Source organism: Alteromonas sp. RKMC-009, assembly GCF_003584565.2.
Taxonomy (GTDB): domain Bacteria; phylum Pseudomonadota; class Gammaproteobacteria; order Enterobacterales; family Alteromonadaceae; genus Alteromonas.
This window is the reverse complement of record NZ_CP031010.1, coordinates 1,809,850-1,824,378: the sequence shown is the minus strand read 5'-3', so window position 1 is coordinate 1,824,378 and position 14,529 is coordinate 1,809,850. Positions and strand designations below refer to the sequence as shown.

Genomic DNA, 14,529 nt, shown 5'->3' with positions numbered 1-14,529 from the left:
CGGCCCTCAGATTTCATATACACGGAGATTTCATGAAAAAATCAGCCCTCGTTTTATCTATGTCATTATTTTTCGCAGCAGGTAGCATTGCTGCAGAAGACGAAGAATTTTTCACTGTTACCCTGAAAGACCCTGCAACCGGTGAATCAGCCGGCACCGTAAAAATTGAAGAGAGCGAATACGGACTGGTGTTTACACCGGCATTATCCGGTCTTGAGGCTGGCGGACACGGCTTCCACGTGCATGAAAATCCGTCATGCGATTCTGCTATGAAAGACGGAAAGAAGGTTCCCGCAGGTGCAGCAGGCAGCCATATGGACCCGGAAAAAACCGGTCAGCACGGCTATCCCTGGGCAGATAACAGCCACATGGGGGATTTACCGATACTGCTGGTGGACGATGAGGGCAATGCCAGCCATCCGGTACTGGCACCACGGTTATCACTGGAAGACGTAAAAGACAAAGCACTGATGGTTCACCAGGGCGGTGATAACTACTCGGACGCGCCGGAAAAACTCGGTGGTGGCGGTGCAAGAGCATTGTGCGGCGTGATTGGCGCCTGATACTCAGTATTAGGACTGCAAAGCAAAAACCCGCAGTGAATGCGGGTTTTCAGCTTAAATTCGATAAGCACATTAATTGTTCTGAGCCACTTTACTCAGCATGATCAGGCTTGCACTGTAGTAATCATCATTACTGTTTAATTCAGTTGCCACCCTCCTGCTACTTAACAATTCCCTGATAGCAACAACGCCTCCCGGAGCCTGATAGGGTGCAACTTGACTACTCTCAAGATCGATCCATGCTGGTGGCACATCTCTGGCTGCATTCCAAAATAACTTTACCGGCTCAAGGCTTTTATTGTTCCCGTACCCGCCCCACGCCAGGTACAATCCAATCCTGACTGCATCAGGACCAAACCGGCCCGGCCAGTCAGGTGCAGGCTTTACAGAGCCATCAGCTTGTAATCTGATCCAGTCTGCAGGTAATTGTGCATCACCGAATTTAGACAACGACAAGAGTGCCAGTCCGCTGTCAATCACTCTGGACCAGGCTGCATGGTTATCTGTAGCGGCAAAATCCTGCAACGCGGGGATCACCCAGTAAGAAAGATTAAGATCAACATAGCCTTCACCACTAAAGCCTTTCAGCCCCGGAACCAGTACCCAGTGATCTGCATAGTACTTTATAAGGTTGTCAGACACTGCATGTCTGATACGACGGGAGATATTCAGATAGTTTGTGTTCTGCCATTTCCTGCCTGCCTGTAGTAATGCCCACGCAATCAAAATATCACCGTCTGTCGCATTGTTGTCATCTTTAACATGGGGAGTGGAAGCCGGATCGTACTTCCAGGCGAACAGTGGCAAATCGTAACGTCCCAGCTTTTTACGCGCCCATTCCCACATCCTGCTGAAGCAGAGCTCATCGTCATGAAATACTGCCAGCAACATGCCATATCCCTGCCCCTCAGAGTGACTGATGTTGTTATTTCCGGTATCCATAACCCTACCGTCGGGGGCAATAAACCGCTGTTTGTAATCAGCCCAGTCTTCGTTTGCAGAGGCCGGCAACATTGTTCCTGTTAGCAATGTAATGAAAAGAAAAAACGCCATTCTGTATAGTGAAATTCCAGCGTATTTGTCAGTCATCCTGAGCATCCATCAAATAATTCAGATTGATGCGTGCGTTAGTTTCACGGAAATTTCCAAAGTTATCGAACCCGAGATCACCGGTTAATGTAAATGCAGGAGAAAACTCATATACCCCTTTAAGATTCAGTCGCATACCAAAGCCTGACTTACTGTTAGCCTGATAAACAGATTCCCTGACAAGACCAGCCTGAGCGGCTAAATCAAGTAAACTTTGAAGAACAGGGTCGTCAGGAAAATACGCGACAGCATCTTCTGTGAAGCTTTGAAAGCCCGGAGCAAAACTCACTGAGAAATCATAATTATCTCCAACTCCGGAATAGGTGACCGGCAGCGCCAGAGCTACATAGCCCTGGGGACTAAAATATCCGCCATGCCCGTAACTAAACTTACCCAGGTTTTTTTCAAATGCCTGAAAAGATAAATGCACTCCGGTCTGAAGTTCACTTTCTGCATTTTTTAACGGTCTGAGATATCCGCCAACAGCAATTTCAAAGGCGGTGTTATCTTCCACACCGGAACCGCTATATTGGTAACCGGCAATATTTCCGTACATGCCTGACCAGGTATTATCAAATCCAAGCCCCAGATCCAGACCTGTTTTTGTGACTGCCCCCCAAAATTCTCCTGTCATAGGATCTTTTGTACCGGCATAGCTCAGCACACTATCTGTGACAGCACGCCGCTCGAGCTCCAGAGAAGCCCTTGTAAAGGTTGAAAGCTGAGGCTGCCATCTGATGCCGCCTACCAGATTGGTTTTCTCAAAGCCCAGTGGTGTTACCCCGATATCAGCAGAAAAATTCCTGTTCAGATATTCAATTTCAAAGGCAACTCCTTCATCATGCTGCGCTTCCGGATTACCCGCTAAATAAGCAAGACTATTCAATTGAGCACGGAAGCCGCCTATCATCGACTCAAGTTCAGCACGGCTTTCGAGGAATGCATCAACAGACTCAAAGGACAGTGCGCCATTGGTGATCTCAGCCAACTCCGACAGAACGCCATCAAAGGACGCCAACTGTTCCTCTGTCAAAGCGTCAAGATTCAATCCCATTGCCTCAAGCAGATCCTGTTGCGTTGCCTGTTCAAAGTTGCGCTCTGCCTGTTCTGCATCTAACTGATACTGAACGAGGGTTAACGGCGAAATATCATCAACAAGGAGAGCTGCCTGATAAAGCGCGTTTGCTTCTTCGTAAGCGTAAGCCGAATTTTCTATGCTATCTAATATATCAGGCAGTTCGTCCAACGTTTCCGTCAGACCCTGCCCGGCAACAGCAAACGCACCGCTTCCCATCTTGCCGAATTCCGAATCAGGGTTGCCACCGTTCAGATAAGTCGGTGTCATTTTTAGCTGTATGCGGCCACTACCTAATGACGTATCAACAGACACCGGTGCAGTGATCATGGTTAATTTACTCAACCCGCTCTCACCACTTCGTGTCCTGAAAGCGATTCCTGACTGAACGGTTGTAGCATCTTCATGCTGCATTTCGGCAAGCATAAAATCTATCTGCTGAACGAGTGTAAGCGGTTTATTCGCCTTTTTGATATCCCAACTGTATTGCTCTGATGCATTACCGTCTCCGTCAGGCAACCAGAGCGGCCTGGTTTGTTTTTCAGAAAGTACAGCTTCATCGTTGTCTGCAAACGGATTTACATAGCTGTTTCCATAAGTGTTTCCGGCCAGCCAGGGTGTGGCAATATCAGTTTTCAGCAATCTCTGCCTGGACTCTTCAAGCAACTCAATTGCAAGGCCGGTATCACCGTCAGCCCTCGCTAATTTTGCTGCCAGCAGTAAAATTTCCGGTTTTTGAGCTCTTTCTTTACTCAGATCATCCATGGCTTCATAAGCCAGATCGAGTTCGTCAAGGGCTATAGCAGCGTCGACTATCCCACCTAACGCATCTAAGCTGTCAGGATATTCAGTCAGTACGTACTGATAAATTTCCAACCCTTTGGAAGGTTTGCCGCCAGACTGATACAACCGGGCCATAGCGAGAAGCAGAGACTCATCTTCAGGTGAAATCCGCAACCGCCCTGCGAGCAAATCATAGGCCTGAGCAAAATCTTCCTTGTCCCGTAATTTATCTGCTTTTGCGACAGATACCGCATTCCGGATTTCCTCAATCGCCTGCCAGTCTGACGGTGACAGATTACGTCGCTTGCTCAGTCTGGTAAGAAGAGATTCAGCACCGGTGTCATCACCAGCCTTAATCATAACGATTATCTGCTGAAGAAAGTCACCGGCGGGCGCGGTTTCGTCCCCCGGTCGGGATTCCCGGATAAGCTGCATCGCCATTTCCGGTTCACCATAATCAAACAGCAAACTCGCTACGCTTCCAGTGCCCGACGCGTTTGCAGGAGGCTGATTGTACAAATCCAACATCAGCTCCCGTCCTCCGGTTCTGTCGCCGGCTGCAAACCTGCGCTCAATTTCAGCAATCCGGGCATTCAGAGAGAGCTTTTCTGTCAGTGCCTTTTGTTCTTCACTTACCCGGTTTGCAGGAATTTTTTGCAACAACTTCATAGCAGAATCCCACCGTTCCTGGTCAGACGCAACCATGGCAGCGACATACAAGTCGTCATCTGTACCATATCTGTCAGCAGCTCGTTGGACCATAAGCCAGGCAGCAATATCCCGTCCGGAACGGTTTAGTAGACGGGCAAGATCTAATCTTACCCACGGGTTTTCAGGTGATAGCTCCTGCGCTCGTCGCAGCGTGACTTCTGCGACCTTATCCGGCTCTGCAGAGGCACGTTCACGTAGCGTCATCGCCTGACCACTGGCAATTTCGCTGAGTGTACCCCGTGCAGATTCAGGTAACAGTTGCGCCACTTGCCCGGCTTCCTGCCATCGTTGCTGCTGACGTAACACGTTAACCAGTCCGGCACGTGCGTCAGTATCTTTTGTGTTACCTTTCAGTAGTGATGAGTAAACAGTTTCAGCGGCATCCAATTTTTGCAGGCGCTGTAATAACTCAGCTTTCAAAAGCAATGCATCACGGCGCATAGTGCCTTGCGCATTGGTCAGAGGCTCAACCCGGGCTAATGCAGTTTGAAACTGGCGCTTTTCTGCCTGTTCACGGACGGCTTTAAGTTCTCCGTAAAACGACGCACTTTCCAGCGCATTTTGCCACTGCGCTCTTTTTGAAGGAGCCAGACGTACGGCCTGATTCAGATAATCTGAAGCAGACTGATAGCGGTTAAACTTCAGCTCGACAAGACCAAGACCAGCCACAGCCTCTGCATCGCTCTTATCCAGTTTCAATGCCTCACTGAAAGACTTTTTAGCCTTCGTCAATTGGCCCGAGTCCATTTCGCGATAGCCTCTAGCCCTCAGACGCGCAGCTTGCTGAGCACCGCTCAGCTTAGTTTTATCTTCAAAATATGCAGCGACTTCGTTGTCATCAGAATGCGTTTGCATGTAGGCATCATAGATTGGCTTATCCCCTTCGGTTGCACCTAACCATAACAGAGCATTCCGCCATGCTTTATCTGCCTCAGGCGCTCTTTGAGCATAATTGGAAAGCAGTTTAATTCCGGCCCGCCGGCTTGTCTCACTGTAGGTAAGGACTTCCCCGTAAGCTACAGCTGCATAAGTGTTGTCAGGGTTTTCACGGGCAAACTTTGCCAGCCCGTCTTTTGCCGTCTCCCATCCGTCATCCGTTGCAGACAGCACGCTATAATATTCAACTGTCAGATTAGCTGGCGGTACGTCTCCGGTAAAAAGTGTTTCATATTTTTGAATTGCTCGTTCCGGTTCACCATTCGCTGCCAGAAAGCGCGCTTCTTTCAAAGCACCATAATCCAGGTTGCTCTGGCGTGCGATAGATAAGTCCAGCAAATACTTATGTTCCGGTGCAACCTGAGCTAGCTTATCAATCAATTCATTAGCAGCTTCTTCGTCTTCTTCCTGAATAGCGATCAGGGCAAGACGGTACAAAGCCTCTATATTATCGGGAGACGTTAGTAGAATTCGTTTGAGAGAATCCTTTGCCATATCCTGACGTTGCTGACTCTGCCAGAATTCTGATTGCTTCAGAAGCAGCTGAATATCTGTCCCTGAAGCTGCGTCATCCTCCGCAGCAATAGCTGCAACGCACGTCGTAATTGCTAAAATAAATATCGGTATCTTAGTCATGATCATTTTTTTTCGTCCCTGAAAGTCTCTGATCGGCATGACGGCTTAATATGCGGTAGAGTAAAGTAGCAGCAAGTAATATGGCGCCGAGCATCAACACCAACAGAAGTAAAACATGATTGCCAAAATACCAGCGTATGCTCTTGTCCCAACTCATATTTCCACTTCCCCTCGTGGTTCCGACATGGAAAGCTCTGAGATATTGATTATTGAAAACAAGCAGATCGCCGATCGCCTCTTTAGCAACTTGTGAAGAGGCTAAGTCCGTCACCAGAGAAGCCCAGCTCTCAGACTGGCTGGCGGTCATTACAACCACCACATTGTCACTGTGTTGAGGTGATAAGAAACTCAGAATTCCGGCAAAATTATCCAGTGCATCTAATTGCCGTTTTGCCTGTTTAAGCTCTCTGGACCAGTCTCCGGCGATAATGGCCCGCCAGTTACTGACAAGGTTACCTTCGTCAAGAGAGATTTTGTGATCTGCGACATGGAAAACAGAACCGGCCAGCGCAGGTTCGAGCTGGTCAGGATACCCAAAAAGAAGGACATCTTTACCCGTGTTATGAACACCGCCGGTAATACCGAGTCTTACATCGACCTTATAAGCGGGTAATCCGGTGGACTGACCCATTCTGGCCATGACCGCAAGAAAAGTAGCTATTTCTTCAGTTGCCGGCTTCTCCGGCAACATTACCAGACTGTCAGAAAGATCTGCCATCCTGGTAAACGGAAATCCGGAACTGACGAAGTAGGAGAGATTCGGTAACGCAGTGAAATGTTCAGAATCAGAAAAATCGATGGTTGAGGTAGGAAGCACACGGGAAACAATATTACTGTCCATTACATTCTTGCAGTCACTTGCGGGATGAATTTGAAGATCGAAATAAAATTCGAGTTTGTTCTCCCCATATAACAACGAGGGAGGTATTTCGATAATCGCGCGCTGCTGACGAATATCGTCACCCAGCATCTGCATGACCGATGCTTTAACTCCCACTGCATTTACAGGTAAGGAAGTCAAATATTGTCCGTTGAGGGTAATATTGAGTCGTGAAGTCCTTTCGTTTAGCCACTCACCTTCAGGAAACAAATAATGCACATCCATTTTTATAGGCTTACTGCGCCATCTGAAAATATCGGGTGGCGCACGAAAATTGACTTCGTTGGCCTCGTGATAAATTCCTCTTGCAGTTAAAGCCTCTTTACTTGTCAATTCGCCAAGCGTCACAGGCATGCTGGTATCTATCCAGTTCGGTGCATCATAGGCATGCCTCTGAGGTAACATTAATACGCTGGCCAGTTGTCTCTTTCCGGTCAGTGGAGCTCCACTGACGAGATATTCTGACGCCTGCTTCAATTCCCGGCTGTTGCGCCCCATAACAAGCAAAAGTTTATTCAGCGGTGAAACCGGATTAGCAATCAACCGTATTTCAGGCCCTTCAAGGGGTGACAAGGTAATCCCTGCGATCTGATTACCAATAACAAATGCAATGGAATTCTCTGCCGGTATCCGGCCATGATGAACAGGGAAAGACACAGAACGGAAGCTGACGAGGCTGCCAAAATAAGATGCGACTATTGCACCACTTTCATAAACATCTCCATCAGCATTTTCAGGAATTACTACCGGAATTGAAACATGGCGCATAATTCCTTCATCAAAAAAAGGCGCCGGAAAATTCTCCAGACTGTCAGGTCTTGGCAGACGTAGCAGTTTTAAATTCAAAACAGAGTTCTGGTCTATTAACACCTTGTTTTGACGTTCAGTCATCAGTTGGCCTGCACTGCAAGTGATTGCTTGCTGGCTTCTTATGCGGAAATTGAGATCATTCTGACTGACAATAAACTCAGGTCTGATTTTAATATCAGTGGAAAAGCCATCTCCCCTGAACGCATCCAGCTCAATATCTTCAAGATGCTGGCCATTTAGTGAAACCTCCAGCAATGCGCCACGTGGAAACGTAGAATCAGGGTAACTGAATGAGAGCTTAAAAGTGGCACCGGTAACAACTTCATCTTTTCTTATCGAAAAATGCACGCCAAAACTATTTCCGTTGCCATTGATTGTGATGGGCTTGTCGAAACCGGCATCCTGCAGACTAATTTGTCGCGAGAAATCAGCCTCACCGGCCCACGCTCTGTTAGCGACGATGGCCCAACCAAGAGCAATCACAGTTGTAAGAACCAACAAAAACTTCCAGTTTCCAAAGAGATTTCGTTGCCACCTTAACCATGCATTATCCCTGTTACCGGATGAGAAAAGACCTGTCACCGCCCTCAACACACCGCTAAACGAACGAAAAGGATGATCAGCAGCATTTAGCTTATCCGGTACCCAGGCATCTGCACGCCCCATAACTACATTCACCAGTTTCCGGCGCTGTCTCAGAGGCAAATCCTGAAAGCGGAATCGCAAAAAGTGAGGATCTGCTGTTATCGGAGAAACAGGAAAAAGCATTGCCTTGCCGTCAAAACTTATTTCAACGTCCTCTACAGTTTCTTCAGCGAAGGCATCACCATAAGGATTGCTAAGGCGCATACCTCCCATCGAAAAGTCGCAGGTCTCAGCACGGGCAGTGTGACCATTAGACAAATGAAGAACGGCCGGCAGACTGATACCTACTCTTACAGCGTTGCGAACTTGCTTTGCCTCCATCGCTACCGCGACTGCCGCCAGTAAAATCGTGACGTTTAACAACGCCCACACAAGATTGAGGCCAAGTACAAAGGGGTTTACGGCAAAGTCTTCACTGAAAACCATTCTCACTGCCCCCCAGATTATCCCGGCGAGTAACAATGCAAGTGTGATCAGGTGCGGCCTGACAGCTTCTGAATCAAAGTAGGCTTCATCCAATGTTCCGCCTTTGTCAGTGACATTAAATTTGCCTTTAGACGGATTCCACAAGGAGGCCAGCGTCGGCCTTATCAGAGCAAAAGCAAGTACAGTTTCATAAACCTCTCCCCAGAAACTGTATCGGTAACGGCCCTGTAAAACAGAGTTGGTATAAATGGCGTGAAACAGGTGAGGTAATGCATAGGCAAGTAACAGATCGGGAGCAGCGGCTATAATGTTTGCACCAAACAACAGATAAGCCAGCGGCGCAGTGACAAAAACAAATCTGGGCAACGGGAACTGAAAATGCATCATGGCGTTGAGATAACACAAACGCTGACCTATTTTTAATCCCTTGCCAAACAAAGGATTATCAACCCGGAAAATTTGGCACATTCCCCGTGCCCACCTTGCACGCTGTCCAATGTGCAGGGAAAGACGTTCAGTGGCGAGTCCGGCTGCCAGAGGTATCGCAAGGAAAGCGGTATCCCAGCCCATTCGCTGTAACTTTAGTGCAGTATGAGCATCTTCGGTAACGGTTTCCACTGCGAAGCCATTGGTATCCCCGAGCGCTTTACGCCGTATAACCGCACAGGACCCGCAAAAAAACGCAGCATTCCAAAAGTCATTTCCCTTTTGTACCGGCCCGTAAAAGAGCTCACCTTCCCCCGGCATATCGAGTCCAGTCCTGAGATTTCTTTCAAACGGGTCCGGCGAATAAAAGTGATGCGGGGTTTGTAACAGTGCCAGTTTGGGTTCTTTGATAAATGCGCCAACCGTTGCCTGAAGAAACATGCGGGTCGCCACATGATCGCAATCGAAGATACAGATCAGCTCTCCGCTTGTGAGTTTCAAAGCATTATTCAGGTTCCCTGCTTTGGCGTGTTTATTGTCTTCACGCGTTATGTATCCCACTCCGGCGGCAGAGGCAAACGCACCAAATTCGGGCCTGCGTCCGTCGTCCAGAAGATAAACCCGCAATTTCTCTTTCGGGTAGTCAATATTAAGCGCTGCCAGTACCGTATCCTGAACAATAGATAAACTTTCGTTATACGTAGGGACATACACATCAACAGTTGGCCATAAACTTGTATCTTCAGGTAAAGGAACAACTTTTCTTTCCAGCGGCCAAACAGTCTGAAAAAATCCCAATACTAAAATTAGCAGTGCATAAACTTCTGCAAGCAGAAGACCTATGCCCAGAAATGTTTCAAAAGGTGTGTTGTAAACCAGTGTGTCTGTTGCACGCCAAAATAAATACCGGGTTGATATAATGACGCTTACCATCATCAACACCAGCCTCGCCCAGGAGGTTTCTATACGGCCGATAATCAAACAGAGAATCACACTGAAAAGTGCAAAAAGGGTTTGATTTTCAAGGTCAAGCGGCGTTGATACGATCAGCATGAGCACGCAGAACACAGCAACAAGGATGAAAAAAAGAAAGAGTTTAGCCACCCGGGAAGGTTTGTTTAATTGTTCCATGGCGGTTATCTCAACGAAAATTTCATGGAGTCATGGCTGAATGCCTCTGGCAGACTTCTGCTTATTCCCCTGGCTATGTCTTCGAGATCCTGAATGACAGCCGAACTTGGCGCGTATTCAAAAATAGATTTCATAGATGCGGCAGCTTCGGGTACCGCTTCATCACGGTGCACCCTGCCAAGTAGCGCGGCGCCCAGCTTTTGCTCAAAAAATTCTGTAGAATCGCGATTGAGCCGGCTCCGGATGTGAGTCTGATTGATAATATAGAGCGCCTCGCCAGCCAGCTTTTTACCCAGGTAACTCTCCTGCTCAACCAAAGGCAAAGTTGCAGCTGACGTGCTGTCAGCAGTGAGGACCACTATTCCAAGGCCCCCCATTCGCTTGACAGCGTCAAGGCCTGAACCGGGCCCGGAAGGAAGGTCTACAAGCGTAATACAGCCTGGTTGTTGTAAAAGGGAACCGAGACGTTGATCCAGAAAACCAGTCTCACGACGCAATAATGCATTAAAGGCTTCGCGTTGTTCACGGGTTACCTGCCCGTAAGGCAGAAGACCCACTCCACCCGGCGTTTCAATAATATATTCACGCCAGTCACTGTTATGCTGTGATTGTGCAACCACCCCGCGGGACTCTCCCACTGCTACGCCAAAATGGAAGCGAAGGGTGTTCTGTACATCAAGATCCAATACCACAACCTGATGACCCAGCCGCTGCAGAGCAAAAGCCAGATTTGCCGTAAGTGTCGTACGTCCGGTACCACCTTTAGGAGATGTCAGATAGACGAGGTTCATACACAGATCTTCCTCTGTGAATGCCCGGAGCTCCCGGTGAATGAAGTACTGTTGGTATTAGCAGAATTGTTTTGAAGATCAGCCAATGTTTCAAAACCAGTATGACGAAACGTTTGTTCCGGTTCAGCCCCTGGACTCTTGAGAAAACTCTGTTGAAACAATTGATTGAGCAACGGCCAGTTAGATGCAAAAACAGTCTGGTCTTCTGCAAATGTTCTGAAGCCTATTTCCTGCGAAAGCTTGGATTCAAGCATCGCGACATCATTGTAACGATTCATAACTGAGATACTCCCTTATCTGCTATAACCATTAACTTTTTAAGTTTTTTAAACTAACTTTTAATTTTAAAACCCCGAAACTTAGAAAGAAGTGTGTGACTTTTAATACGTAACAGCAATTATCATAAACTGCTTATTTTTTGAACTCAATAAGATTGTTACAGTATCTTGAACTCATTACTTTTACTTAATATTTAATGACTAGATACATATTGAAATGTTTATAAAGAATGATGACAAAAGAGAGGAAGGATTCAGCAGAAGCCGGGCGGGAAGATTGTGAAAAATAAACGCCGGTAAGCAAAAACCCGCAGTAAATGCGGGCCTGTAGGTATCTGGCGGAGAGAGAGGGATTCGAACCCTCGATACGCTATTAACGTATACACACTTTCCAGGCGTGCGCCTTCAGCCACTCAGCCATCTCTCCGGAATTGTCTGACGAAATTCGTCAAAGCGCGCGTATAGTAGGGAAAGTCTCCCGCTGAATCAAGTACTCACCGGGAAAAAAACCTCAACTGCGCTTTTATTAAGCAGTTGCCAGCTTTTTCTGCTTAAGTTGTGCTGAAAAGTTGAGCATTCTGTCCAGCGGAATGAGAGCTTTATGGCGCAAAGCTTCATCCACATGGATTTCGTGATCATTCACACCCTCTGTCAGGCTGTTGTAGATGGCCTGTAAGCCGTTCATTGCCATCCACGGGCAGTGAGCACAACTTTTACAGGTTGCGCCGTTACCGGCCGTTGGAGCTTCAATAAACGTCTTCTCTGGCATCAGTTGTTGCATCTTATAGAAAATGCCTTTATCTGTTGCCACAATAAACGTGTTGTTAGGCATATCCTGAGCGGCCTGGATCAGCTGACTTGTCGAACCGGCAGCATCCGCAAGATCAACCACACTGGCAGGTGATTCCGGATGTACAAGAATGGCTGCATCAGGATACACTGCTTTCATATCACTCAGTTTCTGTGCTGAAAACTCGTCATGAACGATACATTCGCCCTGCCACATCAACATATCAGCACCGGTTTTCTTAGCAATGTATGCACCCAGGTGGCGGTCAGGGCCCCAGATAATAGGTTTACCCTGCTCGTCCAGATGCTCAACAATTTCCAGCGCAATACTGGATGTCACCACCCAGTCGGCTCTTGCTTTTACAGCAGCAGACGTATTGGCGTAAACAACCACGGTGTGATCAGGGTGCGCGTCGCAGAAAGCACTGAATTCTTCCACCGGGCAACCGATGTCCAGCGAACAGGTTGCTTCCAGGTTTGGCATCAGTACGGTTTTTTCAGGACTGAGAATCTTTGCTGTTTCACCCATGAAGCGGACACCGGCCACGATTAACGTTTGCTCAGTGGCATCACGGCCAAAGCGTGCCATCTCCAGAGAGTCCGCAACGCAACCACCGGTTTCCTCGGCCAGCGCCTGAATCTCGGGGTCAGTGTAATAGTGAGCTACCAGAACAGCATTACGATCACGCAGCAGTTGCTTGATCTGTTCCTTCAGTTCGGCCTTGCGCACATCAGTAAGCGGCGCAGGCTTGGCCGGGAACGGATAATCAACTTGATCGACTCTGAAAGCAATAGTCATAACAAATAGCCTGAATAATCGACAATAGGGCGACGGATTATACCCGACTGTCATAAAAATTACATAGGGATACGCTATGAATAAAAGTGTTTGCCCGGATTAAAGCGCTATGACTTATAACAGTGCAATGCTTTTGCGGTTGATAAAGCTGATAACGAATCGGGATAATATCTAACAGGAAGTATTTAAGAATTTTAAGAGGTTCCGGATAACCGGAGCAAAGATAAGATGGTGGGTCGTGCTGGATTCGAACCAGCGACCAATTGATTAAAAGTCAACTGCTCTACCAACTGAGCTAACGACCCATCTTATGGTTGCGGTGAAAAGCGATATTCTCACTGAGGAGAAAGTGGTGGGTCGTGCTGGATTCGAACCAGCGACCAATTGATTAAAAGTCAACTGCTCTACCAACTGAGCTAACGACCCTTTCGCCTTTCTGCGTCACCACTCTGTGGCAACGGCGGCATATAATACTCAGATTCTGAGGCAGTGCAACCTTAAATCCGGATTTATTTTCACTTTTCTCGTTTTTCTTGTTCAAACGGTCAAAATGAAATCAAATCGTACAGTATTCCCCCGCTTTTCGGAGAGTTATTTTGAATTTAACCCTGCCGGACAGATAAAAATGTAGCATCCAGACGCAAAATTGCAGTGGGATTTGCCTGAATTTTTTCTCATCTTTTAAAAAAATTTTGTGCAACTGCCGGATTATTCACCAACTTTCTCAAAATAATTTTAATTATTTTTGAGACGCCGGCAACAGATGGTTATTTTACGTTCTCAACATCACACTTCGCAGACAAATTTGCAGTGAGGAATTTAAGTTCACCACCGCTAACTTTTGTTTTTCCGTATAAAAAACAGGCAGGCGTATTTTACGCAGAATTTTGCAGGCAATAAAAAACCTCCCGGAGGAGGTTTTTTTAATCAGCTTATAATCCGGATAAACGGGACTGGGCAAGTTTGGTGGCGGATGAATCAGGATATTCATTGACCACTTGCTGAAACAGGCTTCTGGCCTGTCCTTTGTTGCCCTGTCTTTCTGCTATCACTCCAAGCTTAAGTAATGCGTCAGGTCGTTTGGGAGAGTCTGAGAAGCGATCAATAACAATATTGAACTGTTCAGATGCATCAGACCACTTTTGCTGATTAAACAACAACTGCCCTAACCAATAATGCGCGTTAGGCGCGTATTCACTGTTTGGATAAGATGACAGGAAAGACTGAAAAGCCGGAATGGCTTTGTCGTATTCTCTGGACTTCAGGATCAGATTGACCGCAGCGTCATAGGCATCACTCTCACTCTCTGCGCTGGCCGGTGCCGGTGACTGAGGTTTCGACGGTGCTGGCTGAGACGGCGCAGGTGATGAATAATCAGAAGCTGAACCGGATGCACTGCCCACACCAGCCTGCTTTAACGCTTCAACACGCTTGTCAATTTCCAGATACAACTCGCGTTGGCGCTCAAGCACTTTCTCAAGTTGATTGGTGTGCACTTCAACAGCCCCGCGCAACTCGTCAATTTCACCCTGCATGGTGTCGAGTTGTTGCTGCAAACGGTGCTGCATTTGCGTGCGGCTGTCTACCATTCGTTCCAGTACAGTGATGCGTTGCTCTAACGTGCTGGAGGAATTGCCTGAATTAGCCGTTTGCTGCGAGCTGCTGTTACCGACATCATAAACAGGTGCCTGAGCTTGCGCTGCGGCTGAAATACAAAGGGCGGCACACATGGTGACGCCCTGAATCATTGGTTTAACCAAA

At 47.5% G+C, this 14,529-nt stretch carries 8 protein-coding genes and 3 tRNA genes; 1 reads left to right on the top strand and 10 read right to left on the bottom strand.

The features are described 5' to 3' along the window. The first annotated feature begins 32 nt into the window (after positions 1–32). On the top strand, positions 33–563 hold the full coding sequence (gene sodC, locus DS731_RS08005) for a superoxide dismutase family protein (RefSeq protein ID WP_119500828.1): 531 nt from the start codon (positions 33–35) through the stop codon (positions 561–563). A gap of 72 nt (positions 564–635) precedes the next feature. On the opposite strand, the gene DS731_RS08000 is transcribed toward sodC, so the two are convergent. The 10 genes from DS731_RS08000 to ybgF form a co-directional block, all read right to left on the bottom strand. Next, positions 636–1,577, bottom strand: coding sequence for a glycosyl hydrolase family 8 (locus DS731_RS08000; protein ID WP_202980713.1), 942 nt, complete (start codon positions 1,575–1,577; stop codon positions 636–638). Positions 1,578–1,644: 67 nt separating this feature from the next. Next, positions 1,645–5,793 (bottom strand): cellulose biosynthesis protein BcsC, encoded by a 4,149-nt coding sequence (locus DS731_RS07995; protein WP_161599128.1) that lies wholly within the window; start codon positions 5,791–5,793, stop codon positions 1,645–1,647. Then, positions 5,786–10,111 carry a UDP-forming cellulose synthase catalytic subunit gene (gene bcsA / locus DS731_RS21925; RefSeq protein WP_161599127.1) on the bottom strand — a complete coding sequence of 1,442 codons (4,326 nt, stop codon included), beginning with the start codon at positions 10,109–10,111 and terminating at the stop codon, positions 5,786–5,788. The genes DS731_RS07995 and bcsA overlap by 8 nt, the downstream gene beginning before the upstream one ends. 5 nt (positions 10,112–10,116) lie before the next feature. Further along, positions 10,117–10,902, bottom strand: coding sequence for a cellulose biosynthesis protein BcsQ (gene bcsQ, locus DS731_RS07985; protein ID WP_119500824.1), 786 nt, complete (start codon positions 10,900–10,902; stop codon positions 10,117–10,119). Then, a complete protein-coding gene (locus tag DS731_RS07980) occupies positions 10,899–11,180 on the bottom strand; it encodes a hypothetical protein (protein ID WP_119500823.1) in 282 nt (93 codons plus the stop codon). Before DS731_RS07980 ends, bcsQ begins: the two co-directional genes overlap by 4 nt. Positions 11,181–11,516: 336 nt before the next feature. Then, a tRNA-Ser gene (locus tag DS731_RS07975) sits at positions 11,517–11,607 on the bottom strand. Between the two features lie 99 nt (positions 11,608–11,706). Next, positions 11,707–12,768, bottom strand: a complete 1,062-nt coding sequence (nadA, locus tag DS731_RS07970) for a quinolinate synthase NadA (RefSeq protein ID WP_119500822.1) — start codon at positions 12,766–12,768, stop codon at positions 11,707–11,709. A 229-nt stretch (positions 12,769–12,997) separates the two neighbouring features. Then, positions 12,998–13,073, bottom strand: a tRNA-Lys gene (locus tag DS731_RS07965). Positions 13,074–13,118: 45 nt separating this feature from the next. Then, positions 13,119–13,194: transfer RNA gene (locus DS731_RS07960), tRNA-Lys, on the bottom strand. A 506-nt stretch (positions 13,195–13,700) separates the two neighbouring features. Then, positions 13,701–14,516 (bottom strand): tol-pal system protein YbgF, encoded by an 816-nt coding sequence (ybgF, locus tag DS731_RS07955; RefSeq protein ID WP_119500821.1) that lies wholly within the window; start codon positions 14,514–14,516, stop codon positions 13,701–13,703. Positions 14,517–14,529: the final 13 nt, after the last annotated feature.

What these genes read in the sequence shown, in the direction of transcription:
- bcsQ (WP_119500824.1), bottom strand. Translation starts at nt 10,902, where the DNA reads ATGAACCTCGTCTATCTGACATCTCCTAAAGGTGGTACCGGACGTACG.
- DS731_RS08000 (WP_202980713.1), bottom strand. Translation starts at nt 1,577, where the DNA reads ATGTTGCCGGCCTCTGCAAACGAAGACTGGGCTGATTACAAACAGCGG.
- sodC (WP_119500828.1), top strand. Translation starts at nt 33, where the DNA reads ATGAAAAAATCAGCCCTCGTTTTATCTATGTCATTATTTTTCGCAGCA.
- DS731_RS07995 (WP_161599128.1), bottom strand. Translation starts at nt 5,793, where the DNA reads ATGACTAAGATACCGATATTTATTTTAGCAATTACGACGTGCGTTGCA.
- nadA (WP_119500822.1), bottom strand. Translation starts at nt 12,768, where the DNA reads ATGACTATTGCTTTCAGAGTCGATCAAGTTGATTATCCGTTCCCGGCC.
- bcsA (WP_161599127.1), bottom strand. Translation starts at nt 10,111, where the DNA reads ATGGAACAATTAAACAAACCTTCCCGGGTGGCTAAACTCTTTCTTTTT.
- DS731_RS07980 (WP_119500823.1), bottom strand. Translation starts at nt 11,180, where the DNA reads ATGAATCGTTACAATGATGTCGCGATGCTTGAATCCAAGCTTTCGCAG.
- ybgF (WP_119500821.1), bottom strand. Translation starts at nt 14,516, where the DNA reads ATGATTCAGGGCGTCACCATGTGTGCCGCCCTTTGTATTTCAGCCGCA.